The sequence below is a fragment of the Noviherbaspirillum pedocola genome, assembly GCF_016632335.1.
Taxonomy (GTDB): Bacteria; Pseudomonadota; Gammaproteobacteria; order Burkholderiales; family Burkholderiaceae_D; genus Noviherbaspirillum_A; species Noviherbaspirillum_A pedocola.
The window spans coordinates 45,621-64,505 of sequence record NZ_JAEPBG010000022.1 but is presented as its reverse complement, the minus strand read 5'-3'; the positions used below and the strand labels follow the sequence as shown (position 1 = coordinate 64,505).

The following is an 18,885-nucleotide window of genomic DNA, read 5'->3' as shown; positions in this document are numbered from 1 at the left end:
TCTCTCGAAAAGGCCTGATTCACTGGCATCGTGGCTTTTGTCGCTTTCCGACCGCTAGCTTTGCCTGTAACAGAGACGGGTGCTTCCTTTTTACGAACGCCACCGACCACGTAGCCTCGAATTGCCGCCGTCAACCGGGATACACCCCAGCGATGCGACTCATCAATTAAGTCGGCTCTGCGGGAACGTCCTAGCGCGGGAGAGATGCGCGTGCCAGCGTCGATACCTTTTGGTTTAGTGCTCGTGGGAAGACGAGTCGCCCAACGGGCTCATGTAGTCCTGATCGCTGACCTTATCCATCCACACGACGTTCACGCCGTCGAGCGCCTCCTGGATGGCGATGTGCGTCATCGAAGTCGTCGCGGTGGCTCCATGCCAGTGCTTGTGGCCGGGCGGACACCAGATTACGTCGCCAGCGCGAATCTCGACCTTTGCCTCTCCTTCGCATTGCGTCCAGCCGCATCCGGCGGTCACGATGAGGGTCTGGCCCAGCGGGTGGGTATGCCAGGCGGAGCGTGCACCGGGTTCGAAGGTGACGCTTGCGCAGGACACGCGCGCCGGCGCTGCGGGTGCGTTCAGCGGATCGATGCGTACGGTCCCAGTGAAGTATTGCTCAGGGCCTTTCATCGAAGCTTGCGACCCGGCTCGTTTCAGTTCCATGTTCATTCCTTTCGAATCAATGTAAAGGCCGACCGCGGCTGGCGGCCGGTTCCACTTCATTTGCCTGCGGCCGCAGGACGGTTGGCAAACACCTCCTTGAAGACCGGCATTGCCGAAAATACGTTCGGCCATCCCGCGTAGAAAGCCAACTGGGTCAACATCTCCCCCGCCTGTTTCTCGGTTAATCCATTGTCCATCGCGCGGTTGAGGTGATAATTGATCTGGGCTACCTGACCCGTTGCGACTAGGGCGCTCACCGTCACCATGCTTCGGTCGCGCGGAGCCAGGCCCGGACGCAGCCAGAGATCACGGAACAGCGCTTCGGTCGTGTATTTCACGACGCCCGGCGCAACCTTGCCGAAGTTCTGCTCGACCGACGTTGCACGCTTTTCCTCCGCTTCCTTGTCGAGTGGAAGCAAATCGACTTTGGCATGTGGAAGCTGATCGGCGCCGATCTTGCGCTCGGCGAACACAACTTGTGCCGCGCTTACGGCCGCCATCGCATTGGGCCAGCCAGAATAAAAGGCGAGATGCGTGATGATCTCCGAAAGTTCTCCCGGCTTTACGCCATTGTCGAGCGCGCGGTTCAAATAATACGCCAGCTCTGCCGGCTGGTTCCTAGCGACCAGGACCGCGACAGTAACAATGCTGCGATCTCGTGGCGAAAGGTCGGGTCGCTTCCAGACATCATTCAACAGTAGCTGTTGGGTGTAGTGTTCTAATGCGGGTGCAACCATTTGAATCTCCTTGACTGGTGGTTTGGCGCTAGGCACTTGTGAGCGCGACTGTGCGAACGCACTGAGCGGCACACAGAACATGGATGCGCACAGCATGGACAGGAAGGCGCCGTGCACCTGCCTGAAACCAGCCGGCTTACTTGCCGTATTGTTCATCGCTGACCTTTTCTAGCCATTCGACGTTCTTGCCGTTGACGGCATCCTGGATCGCGATGTGGGTGACGGACGTTGTCGGCGCCGCGCCATGCCAGTGCTTGACGCCCGGCGGCGTCCAGATGACGTCGCCCGGGTGAATTTCCTGGACCGGCCCACCCCACTGCTGTACGTAGCCTACGCCAGCGGTAACGATCAGGACTTGACCCATCGGATGCGTGTGCCAAGCAGAGCGCGCGCCTGGTTCGAACGTCACGGCGCCGCCCGATGTTGCCGATGGCGTGTGCGCGCCGAACAGGGGATTCACCCGGACACTGCCGGTGAAATACTGCGCCGGTCCCTTGTAGGGTGCCTGACTGCCGGCACGGGCAATGACCATGTCCGAGGCTTTGTCGTTGGCTTGCGATGCTGGAACGGCCGGATCCGCTTTGCCCCCACCCGTCTGCGCAAGTGCCGACGTGGCCCATATGAAGGAAAGTGCGATCGTCGCTATGCGTTTCATCTTGAATCCTTGCTTTTCAGTTAGATAATGCCCGCGTGATCAAGCGGCTTCAGCTTGCGGTGCTGGGAGCGAGGCCATGTTTATCACGAAGCGATACCGCACATCGGAACGCTCCATGCGCTCGAACGCCTCTCCGATCTGGTCCATCCGGATCATTTCGCATTCCGGAAGGATGTTCTTGCGAGCGCAGAACTCGAGCATCTCCTGAGTCTCGGCGATGCCGCCAATCAGCGAGCCCGCCACGCGCCGACGGCCAAATACGAGCGGCGCGGTGACAGGCTCTGCCAACGGGCCAATCTGGCCGACGATGACCAGCGAGCCGTCGATGTCGAGCAGGGGCATGTAAGGGGTAACGTCGTGCTTGACGGGTACCGTATCAATGATCAAATCGAAGCTTGACTGTGCCTGTGACATTGCCGCTTCATCCGTGGAAGCCAGGAAGCTTTCCGCGCCCATCTCCATCGCGTCCGGCGCTTTGGAAGCATGGCGGCCGATCACGGTGACGATCGCCCCCATCCCAGCAGCCAGCTTGACCGCCATATGCCCCAGGCCGCCGAGACCGATCACTGCCACGCGGCTGCCCGGCCCAACATTCCAGCTACGCAGCGGAGAATAGGTCGTGATGCCTGCGCAGAGCAGCGGCGCCGCTCGCGACAGGTCAAGACCCTCCGGAACCGAGAGCACGAACTCCTCGCGCACCACGACGTGTTTCGAATAGCCGCCTTGAGTAACTTCATTTGTCAGCCTGTCAAATCCACCGTAGGTCGCCGTCATACCCTCGCGGCAGAACTGTTCTTCGCCATGGTGACACTGATCGCAGTGCTGGCAGGAGTCCACCATGCAGCCGACAGCGACCGCATCGCCTGCCTTGAAACGAGTCACTTCGTTGCCAACAGCGGTCACGCGGCCAACGATTTCATGTCCCGGAACGAGTGGGTAAACGCTGCCGCCCCAGTCGTTCTGCACCATGTGCAAATCCGAGTGGCACACGCCGCAATACAGGATTTCCATGGCAACGTCGTTCGGGCGCAAATCGCGACGTTCGAAGGTATAGGGGGCCAGGGCTGCGCCTGCTGCCTGTGCGGCATATCCAACAGTTTTCATATCATTTCCATTTTCAAAAATCGGAGAATCGGGCTCGGCCCGAAGCGGACACACTCACGTAGTGGTATTGCCATCCGCGACCGCCGGTTCAGCGGATCGTGTAGCCCCCATCCACGACGAGGCCATGACCGATGACGAAGCTTGCGCCTGGGCTGCAGAGCCATAGGACGGCAGACGCCACTTCCTCTGCACGTCCCAGGCGTCCGATCGGCTGGTCCTTCATCAGGAGGTCCATTGCTGCGGGCTCGCTGGCCAGCATGCCCGACACCATTGGGGTATCGATGATGCCCGGACAAACCGCATTGATACGAATGCCGCGCGCAGCGTATTCCAGGGCCGAGCTTTTGGTCAGTCCAAGAACGCCATGTTTGGCTGCGTGGTAGGCCGCACGGCCGGCCACGCCAACCAGCCCACCCAACGAAGAACAGTTGACTATCGTGCCGTTGCCTTGCTCTCGCATCTGACGCAGCTCGTACTTCATGCAGCTCCACACACCCCGCAGATTGATGGCGGTGACGCGGTCGAATTCCACGCCGTCTGCTTCCGCAGTTTCTGCAATCGGGCTCTGAACGCCCGCATTGTTGAACGCTGCGTCCAGACGGCCGAACTCCGAGACGGTACGGTCGACCATCGCTGCCACCTGCGCTTCGTCCGCAACGTCGCATGCGATCGCGATGGCTTTGTGTCCGGCAGCGACCAGTTCCGCGGCAACTGCCTGCACCGCCTCCAGATTTCGGTCCGCGAGCGCCACCGCCGCGCCGGCTTCGGCAAATGCCTTTGCCGTGGCGAGCCCCATGCCGGAAGCGGCCCCCGTTACCAGAGCGACCTTGTTTTCAAATGTGTTTTCCATGTTCATTCCTTTTCTTTGTCACTTGCCAAGATCAGAATCGACTGTCTGCGCACGGCGCTGACTTGCGCTATAACCATTCAAAACGGTAGGTCAGCTCCGGTCCTGCCGCTCCCCCATAGGCCAACTGGGCACCAAGCATGGCGAACGGTTCCATGTACCGTGCCGTTCGCAACGGACCGGCATCGACTGGATCGAAGCCGACATCCCGGATCAGTTCGACGGTGATGTCCTTGCTTTGGGCGTCGTCGCCGCAGTACACGAGGCTCGGACGCGGCGTGATCGAGCGGCGCTCAAAAACGCCGAAGAGCGCCTCGCTTGGCACAGTGTTGAAGGCGCAGACAACTTTCGCTTCAGGAATAATTTCCGCAAGCCGTTCGGCTCCCGAGGATGTATTGGGCACGACCAACTGTGTGTTGGCTTCGTTCAGAGGCACCATGCAGGTGATGACATTTTTTCCGGCAAGGCTGCCTGCCTGCTCTAGGACGTCATTGAGTTGCGACCAGTGCACGGCAAGAAGAACCACGTCGGCATTGCGGGCTGCGTCATGCGGGGTGCCGCCGCGCGCACGGGGGCCGGCGTCGCGTGCCAACGACTCGAGCTTTCGCGCATTGCGCGAGTAACTGAACGTGACGTCATGACCGACGCGTGCAAAGAGAACTCCCAGCTTTGCGCCAATCAGGCCTGATCCCAGTATTCCAATACGCATGATTGTTCCTTTCTCTGATTGAAGGCGCTTCAAAGCGAGTCGTATCCGGGCTTCTTGTAGAGCGTTTTCTGTTTACCCTGGATTTCCGGCTCGAAGACTTGATCCATCCAGTCTTTGGCTGCGACTTCCTCGAAGGCGACGGAAGCAGCGTCTTTCCCGTAGCCCAGAATGTTGGTGACACGCTTAGTGATTGCCTGGGACAAGCTACACTTTTGTTGCTCCGACTTGCCCGACACGATTTTCACGATGATGTGTGGCATGACATGCTCCGGAATTGATCAAATGGCTTTACGCCGCATCCGTAACAGGTGCCCGGCAACGGCGGTTGCACAAAGCACGATGACGGCACTTACGAGGAAGATGGACGGGACGCCGGCGCCGCTGGCCACCCAACCCAGTGTCGGCCCGGAAATGCCGAGTGCCAGGTCAAGGAATGCGGTGAATGCACCCATCGCGAGGCCGCCATTACCTGGACCCACCTTTCGCACCGCCTCGATGCCGAATCCGGGGTACACGAGGGAGTAACCGAAACCCGTGAGTGTCGCGCCGACGATGGCGAGTAATGGCGATGGCGCGGACCAGATCATGGCTTGCCCCGCGGCTTCCACCACCAAGCTGACAAGCGCTACGCGAGCGCCGCCAAACGTATCCGGCAGATGACCGAAGAAGAGGCGTGCGATCACAAAAGCGCCGCTGAACCCAGTGAAGGCCATCCATCCATCGCTCCACCCGTTTTTTGCAAAAAGCAGCGAAATGAAGGTAGTGATGGCACCAAAACCCAGACTTGCGAGTGCTAATCCGGCACCCGGCAGGATAACGGCGCCGATCACCTTCACGAACGACGGGCGGGGTCTGGCTGGCGGAACGATACCCTGCAGCTTTGCCACAAGGATAAGCCCCAGCAGCGGGAAGAACGCCGTCGCGACACCAATAGAGGCGAACCCGAAGCGGCCATACAGGAAAGTGCCCAGAGGCGCGCCAATTGCGAAGGCGACGTACATCGCCATGCCAATCCAGGCAATTGCCTTGCCCGTGTCCTTGGGCCCCGCGAGCACCAGCCCCCAACCCAAGGCTCCGGTGATGACAAAGCTTTCAGCTGCACCGAGCAATGCGCGACCGACAAGCAACACCGCGGCGGACAGCATGGGCGTTTGGGTAAAGCGTAGGGAAACCAAGTACAAAAGCCCCGCGCCAACGGCTGACAACATGCCGATGACGACTGCGCGCTTGGCCCCGGTGGTATCCGACACCGAACCGGCCCATACCCGTGATACGAGGGCCATGCCGAACTGCGCGCCGGTAACCAGCCCGACCATTACCGTGCCCATGCCCAGTCTTTCATGCACATGTAGCGCCAGGACGGGCATCGCGATGCCCGTTACCATGAAGGCGATGAGCGTAAAGGCCAGTACCGGAAGAATGGTGAGGCCGAACGAACTCGGAGTCGTCGTTAGTGGGCGGGTCGTTCCTGAAGTGGACATGGTGGCATTGGCTTTGCGAATGCCATCAATATAGACGTCGCTACCTCATGAGAGTATCCTACGCCGCCTCAATACCATTATGAAAAAAATTCACGAATAGCTCGGTGCGAGTGTTCTCACACGCGCAATGTGTCAAGGATTAGCGCGAATGCAGGCGAGGATTGACGACGGCTGGGGTAATAGAGATGGTAGCCGGGGAATGTCGGACACCAGTCGTCAAGGACACGTTGCAGGCGACCGGCGGCAACATGATCAATGATCAGGTCTTCGGGCACGTAAGCTACTCCATACCCGTCCAGGGCGGCCTGCAGAATCTGTGGCGTGGTATTGAAACTGCACTGGCCATCGACCTGGACCTGAAGCTCCTGATCTCCCTTCACGAACTCCCATGCGTAGAAGGAGTTGTATGTCGGCAGACGCATGTTGACGCAATTGTGTCCCGTCAACTCTTGTGGCACTTTGGGAATCGGCCGGCTGGTGAAGTAGGCGGGCGACGCCACCACAGCCATGCGTACGTCCGGAGAAATCCGTAACGCGATCATATCCCTGGCAACCTGGTCGCCGAAGCGTACACCGGCGTCGAAGCGCTGTTCAACGATGTCGACGAGACCATAGTTGATATTGATCTCGACTTTTACCTCGGGATAGTCAAACAGGACTTTTTTTAATCGTGGCCACAGGACTGTATCGGCTGCGTGATCATGGGTCGTGATGCGGATCGTCCCTGCCGGCTTCTCCCGCAATTCATTGAGCGCCGACAGGGAGGCTTCTATTCCCTCGAAATGAGACTCAAGCGACGTGAAAAGGCGCTCTCCAGCTTCGGTTGGTGACACGCCGCGCGTTGTACGGGTTAACAGTCTTACACCAAGTTTTGCCTCAAGCGTGCGCATGGTGTGGCTGAGCGCAGATTGTGTCACGCCGAGTTGGGCGGCGGCCCGGGTGAAGCTACGCTCCCGGGCAACGAACATGAAGGCGTGCAGGTTATCGAAATCGCTGCGGGGCATCGGCCAAATTCTGGGTCACATATATCTTCATCAGTGTACTACGATGTGTATTCACTGAAGCTACACAGTTCATGAGAGAAATTCATAGCTGGACGTGCAGTGCCTCAGCGCGCACTTGCTGACCGGTTCGTTTCAACAAGACGTATGATCCGATACAAGCAACCATATAGATGGTGCCTAAACAACTGGCATAACAAACGAACAGATTGAGTGTAGGTTTGGGCTACCGCAGGAGAGCGAAACGCGTGGGTAAGAACCGGTTAGAAGCCTTTAGTGATGGTGTCATTGCCATCCTTATCACAATCATGGTGCTGGAACTCAAAGTCCCGCACAGTCCCGATTTCGGGGCAATGTTGCCACTGTGGCCTGTTTTCATGAGCTACATACTCAGTTTCGTGTACATCGGAATTTATTGGAACAACCATCACCATCTCATCCATGTTGTGCAGGAAATTAGTGGCGGAGTCCTGTGGGCCAACCTCCACTGGCTGTTCTGGCTGTCACTAATACCTTTCGTTACAGCGTGGATGGGGGAAAACCACTTTGAAGCTGGGCCGACAGCCGCCTACGGCTTCGTGTTGCTCATGTGCGCAGTAGCGTATGCATTACTGGCACATGCATTGGTCTTCAACCATCCGAAAAACGCGACTCTTGCCAAAGCAATCGGTAACGACCGAAAGGGCAAGTTGTCGATTGCTCTTTACCTCATCGGGGTTGTTCTGTCGTGGTTTTCTGCTGGGATGGCGCTCCTTGTCTACATCGCAGTGTCCGTAATGTGGTTGATCCCAGATCGGCGCATTGAGGGAAAGGTCACTGAAGGGATCGAACTGGAAGAAAGCGCCAAGCGGGACGCAACCTGATCGCCATTGCAAGTCCGAAGTTCTATCTCGACGCCAGGCACGTCATGGGGAATAGCCCCAGTTTTCTCCACAACTGTCAGCACAAACCTGTGCGGCAGTCGGGCGATCACGCAGGTAAGACACCGTCGGCTTCGGCTGTTTCACCAGACGTTCTTGCGGTTTACCCGAGCGGCCGCAATGGGTAGTCGGGTGCGGTCTTTCCGCTTCAGCAGCAGTCGGGCAACGGCGGTTATTAGAGCTACTGCAGCTTCGAGTACCTTTGTGTGACTATGACTGTGTCAGTAACTGTGATATTCAAGCTTAGTATCCGGCCATTTTAGGGAACAGTTCTTTGTTTCCTGGTGGGCATAAAGCTGCGCTCTAAGCTAATGTCATTTTTTTGCGCGCGATTTGATCTGCAGTAGTGAAAAGTTATGAAAACTAACCAACCAGTAACGGCACCCTTTGAGTCTCTGGAAGAAGGGCTAAGCATGCTCGTCCGATGTCTCGAAATGCACATCCCGTTGCGTGTGTGGATGGTTACTCGCGTCACTGGAAATGACTGGAACGTCCTTCATGTTCGCGACCGCGAGAACAAGGTTAAACGCGGTGACGTGTATGTCTGGTCGGACTCTTACTGCACTCGCATGGTGAATGAGGGAGCACCCTGCTTTGCGCCAGACGCTCATGCCGTCCCTGCGTATCGCAACGCAAATATCAATAACGTTCTCAAGATTGGCAGCTACATCGGCCAGCCGTTGCGCTCTTCCGATGGCGGGTTGCTTGGTACTCTCTGTGCTATTGACCCCGAGCCTCGCGATAGTTTCTCTAAAGAACAGCAGTTTCTGGTGGAGACCGTTACGCGCACAATGAGTACGCTCATTTCCGCTCATCTAATCATTGAACAGGCACGCCAGAAGGAAGCGAAGCTTCGATACCAAGCTGAAACAGATCGTCTAACTGGTTTGGCGAATCGCCACGCGTGGGAGGAAGCCCTTTATACCGAGGAGACCGCGCTGGACGCTCTTGGCGAAAACGCTATTGTTATGTTCATCGACCTGGATGGTCTTAAGCAGGTAAATGACACATTCGGTCACGAAGCGGGTGACCAGTACCTACGCAAGGCGGCCGCCGTCCTACAGGACCATTTCCGGCATGCGGATTTGCTCGCCCGTATAGGCGGAGACGAATTCGCGCTCCTTATACGCGGTCTATCTAAAGAAGAAGCTGGTGGGCTCAAGGAACGGCTCGCACAAGCCTTCGAAAAGGCTAAAGTACGCGCCTCTATAGGCTATGCAATGCGATTGAGTCATAGGTCACTCAAAGAAACGCTACGTGCGGCGGAGGTGCGAATGTATGAAGAAAAGATACGACGCAAGCGCGCGCTTTTGGACAGATGAGTCTGCGCACACTGGTCGCGAAAAATTGCAGATTCGTTCAACCAATACCGCCATATCGCCTTCTACGAGAAGCTCGGTTATCGAGGCAATAAAGTGATCAGTATGGGTAAGCGCCTGATTCGTGATTGGACAGAAGTGCTCGAGGCGAGGGGGCCTGCATAAGGTCAATTTTGCACGTTACCGCTACGGGGCCTGCCGGCCAAAAGCAGACGCAGGCATTCCCTGCGGAAGACTAAACTATGCGTTATGCCCTTGGGTGGGCAGCCAAGTGACGATAGTGAAGGTCAATGCCGCGATGCCGGCCATCATCCACAGCAGCACACTAAACCCCGCCTGCTTCACCAACGGTCCCAGCAGCCATACTGCGGAGGAACTTGCTCCAAATGACACCGCCAGCCGCATGCCGGCGACGCGGGAGCGCATGCGGTCGTCCACATAACGCACGATCATGGCGTCGGTAAAGGGAATGGCGCCGAAGATCGCTATCATGAACATGCCTTGCAGCAGATACAGCCACCAGCTTTCGGCATGTGCCGCCATCGCAAGGAATGGGATCTGCATCGCCAGCACGGTCAGATACAACTTTTTCAGCGGATAACGATCCAGGAGGCGTCCAACGACAAGCTGAGCCAGCGAGGCAACCGTGTAGATCGCCGCAAGCAGCAGGCCCAGCGTTGCCGGGTCGCGCGTGACTGCGGCAAACCGTTCATGCAGCAGTTCGTAATTGCCATTGGTGGAAAAGTTGAAGAGCAGGCTGCCGCTAGTCGCTGCCAGCGTCATGACCAGAAACACGCGCGCCAGCAGCCCGCGCGGCAGTTCCGACTGGGTCGCTGCCCGCTTGGCCGGTGGTGTGGACTCGGACTTCGCGACTATTGTGAATGCTACGCCGCAGACAATGCTTAGAACGCCCGGTACGGCAAACGCCGGCCGCCAGCCAAAATGCTTGACGAGCAAACCGGTCAGCACGGCAGCCAGGGCAATACCCAGATTTCCTACCATGCCATTAACACCGATCGTCCAGCCTGGCCGTTCAGCGCCCTGTACCAGCATCGGTATTCCAACGGGATGATAGATGGAGGCGAAACACCCGAGCAGGGCCAATGCACATGCAAGCTGCAAGGGTGACTGCGCCAAACTCGCCAAGATTGCTGATGCACCCATGCCGAAGAAGAACACAATCATCAACGTCCGCCGCCCCCAGTGGTCGCCCAACTTCCCAGACGGGAGCGAGCCGATGCCGAAAAGGAAAAACGCGACCGCGCTGTACGGCATCAGATCCTCCCAGCGTGTCAATCCGAAGTCTGCTGCAATTGTCGTAGCTGCGGTCGCGAAGATGAGCAGGAACATGTGGTCAATGGCGTGGCCGACATTGAGCAGGACGAGAGTGGATTTGTTATGCATGCTGGATCGCTGTTTTCTGTTGTATGCCGCCATGATCGTTTGACGGGCTCTGGCTGTCTTGTTCTAATGCGCCAACCATGCGTCCAAAACCGCCATCCGTGTCCCATGACCAACGTGCCAGCGAGGCGTCGCGCGTGGCCACGGCCATTGCGCGTCCGGTATCGGCACTTGCGAGTTCCTATCCTGCCGGCGCCTTCATTCCGCCGCATCATCACGCACGTGCGCAGCTGATCTTCGGCGTACAAGGCGTCATGACGGTCCAGGCAGGCGAGGGACTGTGGGTCGTGCCTTCCAGCCACGCGTTGTGGGTGCCTGCCGGTGTAGAGCATGCCATTCGCATGAGCGGGCAGGTTGAAATGCGCACTGTCTATATCGACCAGGCGCAGATGCAGCACGCTTTCGAGGAATGCCAAGTGCTCTTTGTCTCGCCGCTTTTGCGGGAGCTCATCCTGCGCGCGATGCACATTCCCAGGCTGTACGATGAACGCGGCATGGACGGGCGCATCATGCAGCTCATTCTCGACGAGGTGGTTCTTCTTCGGCCGCAGCCATTGGGACTGCGCATGCCGCGCGACGCACGGCTTCTGCGGCTGTGCGAACGTCTCCTCGGCAATCTATCGGATTCTCCTTCGATCAGCCAACTCGGCATGGAAGTCGGCCTCAGCGAGCGCAGCATCATTCGGCTATTTCCGAAGGAAACCGGCATGAGTTTAGGACGCTGGCAGATGCAGGCACGACTAATGAAGGCGTTCGAGCTATTCGATAAAGGGCATAGCGTGACGTACGTCGCGCTGGAGTTGGGATACTCCAGCCCCACCGCTTTCACGAAGATGTTTCGGCGCTGGATGGGCGTTGCACCCACCACCATGCTGGCCCAAGGGAGCGGTTCACAGCAAGTGGATGCATCGGCGTTTCCCTAGGCAGTACATGATCCATTTCGGTGCGGGTCAGGTTGCACGTCTTGACCAACACGCTGGAGAAGATTGGTGCCGAGGGGCGGATGGATGCATGAGTCAAGCTCGCCACGATCAATTCTGACCGTTCGCATCAATGGCCGCTTTGAGTTGTGGGCAGTCGCTATAGGCACTTATTCTTCGATGTTTGTTCTATGCGTGTGCCCACTTCATCCAATATCCGTAATGCGGGTTCGGTCAGTACAACCTGCTTACGTCGAGCGTCCTCAGTATCGGCAAGGCTAATCCATCCTTTTTTTTGCATGGATTTAAGTCTGGAATGTATTGTTGCTGCAGCGCCTAGTTCGCGCATTGCCATTAAGTCTCTTACCGACAAGCGAGACTTATCGTAACCAGCACGGGCCACGGTACGAAGGATGCGCTGCTCAAAAGGGCCAAGGGCAGGCAACGCAGAGTTCTCCAATACTGAACTCAGTATTTCAGGAAAAGAAATGTAGGTAGCATCTTGGCGCAATGTCGGCATGTCCTTCAGTAAGCCGGTTTTGGACGCAACAAAAGTCGGCATCCTACACCAGTTGAAGCAGGTGGAAAGATGCGCAAAAGTCCAGCAGACGGGGGATCGTCTGAGACATCGCCGCGGCCGGTGACATCGGTGTGAATAATTTCATTTTCTATGGCACGGCACGCGAGAAGTCTCACTTTCCTTGGCATAGCGCGCACTAGGCCGCGACATAGAAAGTGAGATTTGCGTTGAAGATCAATGGCTGGCGGTCCCACTTTCCATTGCACTCGACAAGTCAGTTAGCGCATTAATCGATGTAGTGCCATCATTTACCTGCGCAAGCTGGCGCAATTTGCATTCCATCAGTTCGACATCATGCTGATACATATTTGCGATTGGCCCCTAACAACACGGACAACATGCCCGCAGTAGTTGCATCCCGATGCCGTTGTCCTTGCGGAAGTTTGCGACCGTCTTGAAATCCGGCGTCAACCCGCCAGTCACCACATCAATTCAATAGATGTGCTGGTTCTTCCGTCTCACAACATGTGCTTTTCCGGATTGCACTCAGGTTTGGAACGCCTCAGAAACGGTCACGATGCGTCATTGAAAAGGCTGACGGAGGCACTTGATAGGCCAGCAAGTGTTATAGAGACGTTTAAAACTATGTTTCGTCGCGAAATTAATACAGGTCCGACCCTAAGACTTGCCATTGGTGAGTCATTGGCGCACCTAAATTATCTCGTGAAAAAAGGAATTATTTCTCGCAGTTTAGGACACGGCGGAATCCATCAATATGTTCGAGGATCTGCCGCTGGCCTTGGTTAGCCACATGAGCAGAAATATTTTGAGATAGATGCAGTTGTGCTAGAAATTTGTACAGATGTGTGCTGTGACAAGTATTGCACAACCATTATGACTTTATTCCAGTTGGAATCAATGAGCATGCATCATTGAAATCGTTGCGGATATCAGTAACGCAAAATTGATGGCGTGTGATCATGTCACAAGAGTTTCTAAGTACCGCCTTCCTAAAAAAGTCGGCGATCTTTTTCTTCAAAGTTGAAATAAAAATTCAATTCCATGTCGGCGAACTGTTCGCTTAGAAGCGGTTGCACGCCATTATTGATGGGGTCATATATCTAATCGCTATTGGTCGGTATGCTGACGTTTGTTTGTGTGGTCACTATTCCTTAGGCGTAGCGTTGGGGCGTTCACCGAATAAAAACAGGGCAAAAGACGAGTGTATTAGGCATTTCACATATCGCCATTGTGGAGCTCAGGTTGGCGAATTGACTCCGGAGAATGCAAAATCGACGGCACAGAAGCGTAAGACAAGTAAGTCTCAAGGTCGAATTTTAATAAGAGTTATTTACGGAGACAATATGGCGTACAACAATTTGGATGATTGTTCTTCGAGGAAACCTCATGGCGCCGACCAATCGAATTCAGATCGGTTCAAATGGGTAGTGCTTGCCATCGCTTGGCTATCCTTCGTGATTAGTTGTGTCGACCGCGTTGCATGGAGCACTATTGCGTCGCCTGTCGGCCAGACATTGGGAATCTCGGTAGCAATGTTTGGGGCTTTCGTTACAGCGTTTTACGTCGGTTATGTGGTTGCTAATATTGCTGGAGGCGTTATTAGCGACGTACTCGGCGCACGCTGTACGCTGACGCTGACGTTGCTTCCGCCTGGAATCCTTACGTTTTTATTTATTTACATTCACTCCCTGACGGCTGGGATCATCATCCAGTTTATAATGGGTTTGAGCGCTGGCGCTGATTATTCAGCCTGCGTAAAAATCTTAGCCACCTGGTTTGGCAAAGACAAAGGCAAGGCAATGGGAATTTCTGCCACGGGAAGTTCAATTGCAGTGGTGTTTGCGAACGCGATAGTGCCTTCAGTGGCGCTTAAATTATCATGGGGATTTGCATTCAAGTTTTTAGGGATCATGACGTCATTGATGGGCGTTCTTGCGTTTTCAATACTTCGCAACTCACCGGCGACCGTAGTTATGCGGCGGCTAAAGCTACACGACGTTAAAGTCCTGTTTCGGAACCGCCAGCTACTGCTTTTCTGTGTCTGTGGCCTTGGTGGCGTCTATGCAACAGTAGGTTTCGCTGCTTGGTGCAATGCTTTGATCACGAAAGAGTACGGCATTTCGCCCGTTGTTGCGGGCGCTGTCGCGGTCTGGTTCGGGTTTCGGGCGGTGATTGCGAAGCCACTTCTTGGTTGGCTTTCCGACTTGTGGCCTAGGTCCGCGCGCTGGTTGTCGATAGGTTGCCTCGGAATGTTTAGCTCACTGCTGATCGTTTTCGGTCAGTGTTCCAACGTGATACAGTTTTACGCAATAGCGCCCTTTCTAGGGGCTGCGGCATATGGATATACGCCGCTTCTGATTGCACAAGTCGCACAGATTTCGGGACATAATGCTGCAGGTGCCGCAGCAGGAATCTCTAATGCAGCATGGCAATTAGGAAGTGTGGTATCGCCGCTGCTAATTGGATATGTGTACGCACACACCCATTCTTTCGAAACTGCACTCGCTATTCTGGCAGTAGGACCTGCTCTTGGGGTACTTTGTCTCTTGTCTGCGCGCGGTTCGATGTCCCTTGCAGATAACCGGCCGTCGAGCACGTAGCGCGACTGTAACAATATGGATTTGTACAACGGCCTTGGTTAATTTACGCAACAGTGAAGCCTATCCGATGTATCAATACGCGCGGCGCTATTGGTAAAGACAGCTGCCGGCCTGTGCCCCGATATGGATTCCGAGCCAAAGACCCGTGAAGTCATAGATCACATACTGCAGCGCAATCCAATTGGCGCCGATCTATAGGCGTCCATATGAACTGCCGGGGCGGTGAAATGCACCAATACACTAGCCATCTGGTTCATGAGGGAAATTCATAAGTAAAAGCAACTCGACCAATAACAAGTGTAGAACGTAGAGTAGGGGGCATTCAAAGCATTGGAGCCGATTCTAGGTTAAACGCATAAGGCTGGTTGCTGTACTTGCCTTTGCTTTAGGTAGTGAAGGTAGGACTTTTATACCGGCCTATTTCTGCAAGCGGCTGTTGAAATCGCGGATAAACAACGTAGCTCGGTCGAGATCAGAATTCGCGGCGTCAGGCTCCGTAGCGAGCGTATTCAGGCGCGCGACTTCGACGGTCAGGACGCTGAACTACAAGTGCGCCCCACAGTGCTGAATCGCTTTACGCGCCTTGGCACGCCGATTACAGTCATAAGGCAATAAGTCCGCCCATAAAAGGGTACACTCGTCCATTATTATATTTGTGCAACAAGACTGATCCGAACTGTTATACACAATTATGTTAGCGAAGCTTTCTTTGACAGCATGTGGCTGCTCTCCTGTGATAAAGTCTGATTTCCTACCGGAGCATTTAGCAGTCCTACCATAGAGTCGATGAAATTTTCAAATGGATCGGTGCGGCTCCAAATCGATTCTCCTTGCGACCCCGAATCTATAAAGGCTTCGTACGCTGCTAAAAACCCCGTTAAAGACCAGAAAAAAAAGACTAAGCGTTGGTCGACCACTTCCTCGGGGAGTTCACGTAAAAAGCCACGCATATGTGCAAGGGCACGGTCGTATTCACCGTAACGCATTTCCCGGGTCAACGTACGCAGCATTTGAGTACGCGTCTGGAGAACCATCGTGAGGAAGCGGGCTGTGTGAGATACGCTGCCATCGGCGGGCTTTGAAAGAGGCCATGTCACAAGAGCGCTGACCACCTCGCGTAGCGAGGATGGACCGCCGTGTGCTTCGATAACTGCCAACCGCTTACCCCATAAGGCATTCGCCTCGCCCATCGCATCAACGATAGTCTGCCGTATCAACTCTTCCTTCGAACGGAAGTAGTAATTCAATGATCCAGGATTTTTTAACTGCGCTGCTGCAACAATATCGCGAACAGTTACCGCCTCTACTCCTAATCGGGCAAAGAGGCGCTGTGCAGCCAACTTGATGCGGGTGATTGTGTCGACTGATGTCATATCTTATGTTGCAGTATTAATAATGGAGCCAAAGTCTCAGCATGGTATGTAACACCTTGCGCCATAGTGATCACCATAGTGCTCTTCACGCGAGACGCTTTCCAGAATTTTACTTTGGCTTGCATTTGTTCAATGCTTACCCCTAGCTCGAAAGCCGCGCGAACACGGCCATAGTACACCCAGAGTGCTTGACGCGTGTTTTATACAAATGTTCTTGACATCTGTTTTAGGGCTTCCTATAGTCTGCTTCACGCACGCGAATATTCGCGATTCGAGTCCCAACCAAAGTGATGGCAGGAATCATGATTTCATTTGAGCTTAATGAAGAGCAAGTTATAGCGCAGGCAAGCGTCCGAGAATTCGCCGCCGAGGTTTTGACACCTGCTGCACAACACGCGGACGACCAATCTGCATTGCCATCCTCTGTGTTGGCTAAATTGTGGGAGCTTGGGATCGTGCAAGCTCGGGCCGAGGAAGGCGTCTCGGACACTGCGATTATGAATGCCCTACTGCTGGAAGAACTTGCCTGCGGAGATGCAAGTGCAGCAGTCGCAGTTGCAGCGCCGCTAGGCTTCGTGACGGCTATTGCAGAGCAGGGATCGCCAGCACAAAAGGCGCATTACCTGCCATTGCTTTCTGGCGACGACTTTCATGGCGCCGCTGTTTTGCTGATGGAACCATCCGTTTCCTTTAGTTCTGCCAAGCTCGCCACTAAAGCCCGAAAAGTCGCAGAGGGTTATTGCATCAATGGTGTAAAGAGTTTCGTTCCGCTAGCGGACCAATGCCAACATTTTCTGGTACTAGCTGAACTCGACGGACGCCCGCAAGCCTTCATTATCGATGCCGAGACAGCCAGGGTAGAACGTAGAAACGTCCCTGCGACACTCGGTTTGAGAGGTTTGCGTGCCGGAGAGATTGCTTTCAACGATGTAATCGTGCCTGAGCAAAACATTCTGGGCGAAGGAGCGGGCTGTGATGCAGAACGGTTGATGGATGCATCTCGAGCTGCACTAAGTGCGATCCTGACTGGGGTAAGCGCATGCATTCTTAATTACGTCATCCCGTACACCAAGGACCGTATCGCACATGGCGAAGCGTTAGCCAAAAAACAAACGATCGCATTTCGTATTGCTGACATGCATATGAAAACTGAAGCAATGCGCTGGATGCACTGGCGTGCTGCCCGGTCGGTTGACCATGGCTCTTCCACGGCACGGCTATGCAGGCTTGCTCAGATTTATGCCAACACGCACGCGATGTGGGTAGCCGATGAGGGTTTGCAAATGCTGGGTGGACATGGCTTCACGCGCGAATACCCCTTGGAGATGTGGTATCGCAACGTGCGAACCCTCTCGTTGCTTGATGGCATGGTCGGCGTCTGATGCCGCTGATTCATTACAAAGGTAAAGGAAGAATCAAATGATCGATTTTGAACTGTCGGATGGCGACAATAAACTCATCAACGAAGCACGGGAGCAAGCAACCCTGGCTCGCAAATATGCACGTTACTATGATCAAAATGAAAACATAGTGCCGCCGCGAGAGCTGAAAGAAGCGGTGGGGCGCCCGGATCCTTTCGAAGAACGCCTGAAAATGGAAGGGCAGATTAGTGGCAAGGCGATGGTCGAAGCGCTGTTGCATATGGAGTTTTTTCGTGGCGATGTAGTACCGCTGCGGGTGCCGAAAATCAGCCTCGGTAACTATGTTCTTGAGAGCGTTGGCACGCCGGAACAAATCGAAAAGTGGGGAAAGGCCCGCATTGCGATTGGAATCACGGAGCCAGGTGCTGGTTCGGATCCTTCCCGAATCACGACTACAGCGGTGTATGACAAGGCGAAGGATGAGTGGATTCTCAATGGAGAAAAGATCTTCATTACTTTTGCCGAAGACGCAGACGCCGTCATGGTATTCGCGCGGGATAAGCGTGACGATGGGCAATTAGGGTATACCTCGTTCCTTGTTGAAAAAGGCACACCTGGTTTCAGCGTAGGCCCGCAAGTTAAGAAAATGGGCATTCGCGCTGAAGACACAGCAGGCCTCGTTTTCCAAGACTGCCGTGTTCCCAGCCTTAATCATGTCAAGGCCGACTTTAAGGCAGTTTTCAAGGTATTCAACTTTTCCCGGCCGATCGTAGCCGCGTTTGGACTCGGTACTTCGCGTGCGATGCTCGATTTTACTCTCGAGAAGTTGGCGGAGATTGGTATCAGTCCGAAATACCAGAGCGGTTTAAGTTGCCAAGACGCGATCTCTGACCGCCTGGCGGCGCTAGAAGCCGAATATGAGGCCGCCAGACTAAGTGTGCTGCGCGCTAAATGGCTGGAAGACCAAGGAAGCGCTGTAAAAATCGAGGCATCCATGGCTAAAGCAATGGGTGGCATGGCCGCAAGGCGTATCACTAAGGAATGCATGGAGATCCTTGGCAATTTCGCCCTCAGCGAAGCTCATCTTGCCGAGAAGTGGTTCCGTGATGCACGTATTTCCGATATCTACGAAGGCCCCGGAGAAGTCCAGCGTCTCATGATTGCGCGGAGTTTGCTCGGTTACTCACAAAAGGAACTGCGCTAAACGATATGGCCCTACAGCACGCTTATGTCAGGGCGGAGGGCGGATATCTTAA

The 18,885-nt window shown here is 55.0% G+C and carries 19 protein-coding genes and 1 pseudogene; 8 read left to right on the top strand and 12 right to left on the bottom strand.

Annotated features, from left to right (window positions below; all coding sequences use genetic code 11):
* Positions 1-234 precede the first annotated feature (234 nt).
* From JJB74_RS28240 to JJB74_RS28200, 9 genes are all read right to left on the bottom strand, one after another.
* Complete coding sequence (locus JJB74_RS28240; protein ID WP_200597821.1) at positions 235-660, bottom strand: (R)-mandelonitrile lyase; 426 nt, start codon at positions 658-660, stop codon at positions 235-237.
* Positions 661-716: 56 nt separating this feature from the next.
* A complete protein-coding gene (locus tag JJB74_RS28235; RefSeq protein ID WP_407672435.1) occupies positions 717-1,553 on the bottom strand; it encodes a carboxymuconolactone decarboxylase family protein in 837 nt (278 codons plus the stop codon).
* On the bottom strand, positions 1,534-2,052 hold the full coding sequence (locus JJB74_RS28230; protein WP_234484936.1) for a (R)-mandelonitrile lyase: 519 nt from the start codon (positions 2,050-2,052) through the stop codon (positions 1,534-1,536). Before JJB74_RS28230 ends, JJB74_RS28235 begins: the two co-directional genes overlap by 20 nt.
* Before the next feature lie 39 nt (positions 2,053-2,091).
* The gene (locus JJB74_RS28225) at positions 2,092-3,156 is read right to left on the bottom strand and encodes an NAD(P)-dependent alcohol dehydrogenase (RefSeq protein ID WP_200597819.1); all 1,065 of its coding nucleotides are present in this window, start codon (positions 3,154-3,156) and stop codon (positions 2,092-2,094) included.
* Positions 3,157-3,244: 88 nt separating this feature from the next.
* Entirely contained in the window at positions 3,245-4,006 is a 762-nt protein-coding gene (locus JJB74_RS28220) for a glucose 1-dehydrogenase (RefSeq protein ID WP_200597859.1), read from the bottom strand.
* Between the two features lie 67 nt (positions 4,007-4,073).
* Complete coding sequence (locus tag JJB74_RS28215) at positions 4,074-4,712, bottom strand: NADPH-dependent F420 reductase (RefSeq protein ID WP_200597817.1); 639 nt, start codon at positions 4,710-4,712, stop codon at positions 4,074-4,076.
* Between the two features lie 29 nt (positions 4,713-4,741).
* Positions 4,742-4,972, bottom strand: a complete 231-nt coding sequence (locus JJB74_RS28210; RefSeq protein WP_200597815.1) for a tautomerase family protein — start codon at positions 4,970-4,972, stop codon at positions 4,742-4,744.
* A gap of 18 nt (positions 4,973-4,990) precedes the next feature.
* A complete protein-coding gene (locus tag JJB74_RS28205) occupies positions 4,991-6,193 on the bottom strand; it encodes an arabinose transporter (RefSeq protein ID WP_200597813.1) in 1,203 nt (400 codons plus the stop codon).
* 116 nt (positions 6,194-6,309) lie between these two features.
* Positions 6,310-7,197 (bottom strand): LysR family transcriptional regulator, encoded by an 888-nt coding sequence (locus tag JJB74_RS28200; protein ID WP_200597811.1) that lies wholly within the window; start codon positions 7,195-7,197, stop codon positions 6,310-6,312.
* Between the two features lie 245 nt (positions 7,198-7,442).
* Between JJB74_RS28200 and JJB74_RS28195 the strand changes: the two genes are divergently transcribed.
* Complete coding sequence (locus JJB74_RS28195; RefSeq protein ID WP_200597809.1) at positions 7,443-8,057, top strand: TMEM175 family protein; 615 nt, start codon at positions 7,443-7,445, stop codon at positions 8,055-8,057.
* A 413-nt stretch (positions 8,058-8,470) separates the two neighbouring features.
* Positions 8,471-9,436: a sensor domain-containing diguanylate cyclase gene (locus JJB74_RS28190; protein ID WP_200597807.1), complete on the top strand. Its 966-nt coding sequence runs from the start codon at positions 8,471-8,473 to the stop codon at positions 9,434-9,436.
* 237 nt (positions 9,437-9,673) lie between these two features.
* On the opposite strand, the gene JJB74_RS28185 is transcribed toward JJB74_RS28190, so the two are convergent.
* Entirely contained in the window at positions 9,674-10,837 is a 1,164-nt protein-coding gene (locus tag JJB74_RS28185) for an MFS transporter (protein ID WP_234484935.1), read from the bottom strand.
* A 134-nt stretch (positions 10,838-10,971) separates the two neighbouring features.
* On the opposite strand from JJB74_RS28185, the gene JJB74_RS28180 reads away from it, so the two are divergent.
* The gene (locus JJB74_RS28180; protein ID WP_200597803.1) at positions 10,972-11,757 is read left to right on the top strand and encodes an AraC family transcriptional regulator; all 786 of its coding nucleotides are present in this window, start codon (positions 10,972-10,974) and stop codon (positions 11,755-11,757) included.
* Positions 11,758-11,914: 157 nt separating this feature from the next.
* Here JJB74_RS28180 and JJB74_RS28175 read toward each other — a convergent pair whose 3' ends face one another.
* A complete protein-coding gene (locus JJB74_RS28175; RefSeq protein ID WP_200597801.1) occupies positions 11,915-12,274 on the bottom strand; it encodes a helix-turn-helix domain-containing protein in 360 nt (119 codons plus the stop codon).
* Between the two features lie 525 nt (positions 12,275-12,799).
* Between JJB74_RS28175 and JJB74_RS34245 the strand changes: the two genes are divergently transcribed.
* The 3 genes and pseudogenes from JJB74_RS34245 to JJB74_RS33530 form a co-directional block, all read left to right on the top strand.
* A complete protein-coding gene (locus JJB74_RS34245; protein WP_407672437.1) occupies positions 12,800-13,081 on the top strand; it encodes a hypothetical protein in 282 nt (93 codons plus the stop codon).
* Between the two features lie 557 nt (positions 13,082-13,638).
* Positions 13,639-14,895, top strand: coding sequence for an MFS transporter (locus JJB74_RS28170; protein ID WP_200597799.1), 1,257 nt, complete (start codon positions 13,639-13,641; stop codon positions 14,893-14,895).
* A gap of 453 nt (positions 14,896-15,348) precedes the next feature.
* Positions 15,349-15,510: pseudogene (locus tag JJB74_RS33530) on the top strand (IS5/IS1182 family transposase); the annotation flags it as partial.
* Positions 15,511-15,584: 74 nt separating this feature from the next.
* Here the strand turns inward: JJB74_RS33530 and JJB74_RS28165 are convergent.
* Positions 15,585-16,268 carry a TetR/AcrR family transcriptional regulator gene (locus JJB74_RS28165; RefSeq protein WP_200597797.1) on the bottom strand — a complete coding sequence of 228 codons (684 nt, stop codon included), beginning with the start codon at positions 16,266-16,268 and terminating at the stop codon, positions 15,585-15,587.
* Between the two features lie 302 nt (positions 16,269-16,570).
* Here JJB74_RS28165 and JJB74_RS28160 point away from each other — a divergent pair, with 302 nt between their 5' ends.
* Both JJB74_RS28160 and JJB74_RS28155 read left to right on the top strand, forming a co-directional pair.
* Positions 16,571-17,650 carry an acyl-CoA dehydrogenase family protein gene (locus JJB74_RS28160; protein ID WP_200597795.1) on the top strand — a complete coding sequence of 360 codons (1,080 nt, stop codon included), beginning with the start codon at positions 16,571-16,573 and terminating at the stop codon, positions 17,648-17,650.
* A gap of 37 nt (positions 17,651-17,687) precedes the next feature.
* Positions 17,688-18,833, top strand: a complete 1,146-nt coding sequence (locus JJB74_RS28155; protein WP_200597793.1) for an acyl-CoA dehydrogenase family protein — start codon at positions 17,688-17,690, stop codon at positions 18,831-18,833.
* Positions 18,834-18,885: the final 52 nt, after the last annotated feature.

Bases quoted from the DNA above. Each gene is read 5' to 3' on its own strand.
- JJB74_RS34245 (WP_407672437.1), top strand. From the start codon at position 12,800: ATGTGCTTTTCCGGATTGCACTCAGGTTTGGAACGCCTCAGAAACGGT.
- JJB74_RS28185 (WP_234484935.1), bottom strand. From the start codon at position 10,837: ATGCATAACAAATCCACTCTCGTCCTGCTCAATGTCGGCCACGCCATT.
- JJB74_RS28200 (WP_200597811.1), bottom strand. From the start codon at position 7,197: ATGCCCCGCAGCGATTTCGATAACCTGCACGCCTTCATGTTCGTTGCC.
- JJB74_RS28220 (WP_200597859.1), bottom strand. From the start codon at position 4,006: ATGGAAAACACATTTGAAAACAAGGTCGCTCTGGTAACGGGGGCCGCT.
- JJB74_RS28175 (WP_200597801.1), bottom strand. From the start codon at position 12,274: ATGCCGACATTGCGCCAAGATGCTACCTACATTTCTTTTCCTGAAATA.
- JJB74_RS28165 (WP_200597797.1), bottom strand. From the start codon at position 16,268: ATGACATCAGTCGACACAATCACCCGCATCAAGTTGGCTGCACAGCGC.
- JJB74_RS28230 (WP_234484936.1), bottom strand. From the start codon at position 2,052: ATGAAACGCATAGCGACGATCGCACTTTCCTTCATATGGGCCACGTCG.
- JJB74_RS28160 (WP_200597795.1), top strand. From the start codon at position 16,571: ATGATTTCATTTGAGCTTAATGAAGAGCAAGTTATAGCGCAGGCAAGC.
- JJB74_RS28240 (WP_200597821.1), bottom strand. From the start codon at position 660: ATGGAACTGAAACGAGCCGGGTCGCAAGCTTCGATGAAAGGCCCTGAG.
- JJB74_RS28190 (WP_200597807.1), top strand. From the start codon at position 8,471: ATGAAAACTAACCAACCAGTAACGGCACCCTTTGAGTCTCTGGAAGAA.
- JJB74_RS28215 (WP_200597817.1), bottom strand. From the start codon at position 4,712: ATGCGTATTGGAATACTGGGATCAGGCCTGATTGGCGCAAAGCTGGGA.
- JJB74_RS28205 (WP_200597813.1), bottom strand. From the start codon at position 6,193: ATGTCCACTTCAGGAACGACCCGCCCACTAACGACGACTCCGAGTTCG.
- JJB74_RS28210 (WP_200597815.1), bottom strand. From the start codon at position 4,972: ATGCCACACATCATCGTGAAAATCGTGTCGGGCAAGTCGGAGCAACAA.
- JJB74_RS28235 (WP_407672435.1), bottom strand. From the start codon at position 1,553: ATGAACAATACGGCAAGTAAGCCGGCTGGTTTCAGGCAGGTGCACGGC.
- JJB74_RS28155 (WP_200597793.1), top strand. From the start codon at position 17,688: ATGATCGATTTTGAACTGTCGGATGGCGACAATAAACTCATCAACGAA.
- JJB74_RS28225 (WP_200597819.1), bottom strand. From the start codon at position 3,156: ATGAAAACTGTTGGATATGCCGCACAGGCAGCAGGCGCAGCCCTGGCC.
- JJB74_RS28170 (WP_200597799.1), top strand. From the start codon at position 13,639: ATGGCGTACAACAATTTGGATGATTGTTCTTCGAGGAAACCTCATGGC.